The organism is Idiomarina sp. UBA4206 (genome assembly GCF_002383015.1).
Classification (GTDB): Bacteria; Pseudomonadota; Gammaproteobacteria; order Enterobacterales; family Alteromonadaceae; genus Idiomarina; species Idiomarina abyssalis.
The window spans coordinates 22,337-24,218 of record NZ_DFTS01000037.1 but is presented as its reverse complement, the minus strand read 5'-3'; the positions used below and the strand labels follow the sequence as shown (position 1 = coordinate 24,218).

Annotated in this window: 2 pseudogenes; both read left to right on the top strand. The window is 47.4% G+C overall.

Going from position 1 to position 1,882, the window contains the following annotated elements:
- Positions 1-411 (top strand): annotated as a pseudogene (gene deoD / locus B3180_RS07615) (purine-nucleoside phosphorylase); the annotation flags it as partial.
- 118 nt (positions 412-529) lie between these two features.
- A pseudogene (locus tag B3180_RS07610) lies at positions 530-1,882 on the top strand (methyl-accepting chemotaxis protein); the annotation flags it as partial.

The window sequence follows — 1,882 nt, the reverse complement described above, 5'->3', positions numbered from 1 at the left end:
ACCCGAGACTTAGTGGTAGCCCAGGGAGCTTGCACCGATTCGGCGATGAACCGGCAGCTGTTCGGTGGTTACGACTTTGCTCCTATTGCAGATTATAAGTTGTTGAGTGAATTTGTCGGCTATTGTCAGAAAAAAAATCAGCCGGTGGCGGTGGGGAATGTGTTTTCAACCGATAGCTTTTATCATCCTGATAAAAAGCTGGAATGCCGACTGGAGGCTATGAATGTGCTGGCGTTAGATATGGAAGCTGCTGCACTGTACGCCATTGCCGCTATACACAAGAAACAGGCGTTAGCCGTTATGACAGTCTCCGATGAAATAAGAACGGGTAATGGTTTATCGGCGAATGAAAGGCAGACGGCTTTTAGTGAAATGACAGAGATGACTCTGGAGAGCTTACTGGTTTATTGATCCTGATCAAGTAACAGCTACCTAATAAGTAATAACCCTATATTTCATGTGACTAATGCCGATGAATAGGCAAAATAGCCCGTTTGTGGTTGCAGATTTTGCCTGTAGTGGAGTGGTTATGAAGTGGCTCGATTGGTTAACTCGCCCTGTCCAGAAGTTGTTTAATTTATTAAGCTTTCGACGAAAATTCAGCTTAATCGGTTTTTTGTTGTTTATTCCGGTTATTGTACTCAGTTCACTGATGGTAACTGACTCCTTAAATAAGAGTCAGCAAGTGGCAGAAAAGCAAACGGCAGCCCAGTACTGGCCTGAGTTCAGAGGGTTGCTGGAGCATATTGCTAAGCACCGGGGAATGACCGGGAGCGATGCGCAAAAGCGTGAGTTTTCCGGAGAAATAAACCGCTCTGTGCAAGCCATTAATAGTCACTTCGATAAGCTTGAGGCGTTACAAAGCCAGCAGGCGTTTTTCTCCACACGGGCGTTGTCCCAACTTCGGCGTCAATGGCAAAGTCTTAACGGTTCTACCGGCCAGTTTAAGCAGCACACTCAGCTATTGAAAGATCTCCAAAACCTTTTAGCAAAACTTAGTGCCGGCTCGCAACAGCTGTTGGAGAACGAGCTGGCCAGCCTTCTGCTGGCACGTCTTGCGGTTGAAGAACTGCCGCAGTTAGTTGAGCAGAGCGGGCGCTTAAGGGGTCTCGGAGCGCAATGGTTAAACGGCCAGGAAAGCAAAGAGCTGCAGCAAGATATCACCACAATAAACTACGTACTGGAAAACCAGGTTTCGAACTTTGTTGAGGCGGTTAAGAACCTATCCGATGAAACCAATGAGATTGGGTTGCTGAAACAGGCGGAAGCGGCCGAGCAACAATTAACACTATTTAGTGAGACGGCATCGCGTAGGCTGCTGAAGCGACAAATGTCAGCCGGGGATTTTTTCCGTGAAGGCACTGCGGCAATTGGCGCCTTGTTTGGTTTTTATGACAGTGTTATTCCAGCGTATCAGTCCAGATTAGAACAGCGTGCTGGAAAACTGGATACTGTGGTATGGACCAATATCGCGTTGATGCTGGGCGTACTGCTTTTACAATTACTGCTCTTCACCAGTCTGTACTTAGGCATTTATCGCGCTGTGTCAGCCAACATTCGTATGGCAAAACAGTTAGCTAATGGTGACTTAAACAGCTTAGGCACAACAGAGGGCAAAGATGAACTGTCGAAAATAACCCATTACTTAAACTCTGTCGCCATAGAAACCAGCTATTCAGTCGATGCCATCCGAAAATCGAGCGACGGTATGGACAGCCTGGGTGATGGAAACTATCAGGCCATAAAAGAACTTGCCGAGCGCGCTAAAGCTCAGGCGACGCAAATGCAAAGTGCAGCCGCGGCGGTGGAACAAATGACAGCCGCAATTAGTGAGGTATCTGAGTCAACGCAAAAGGCGGCTACTGAAGCTGACAACACCTTA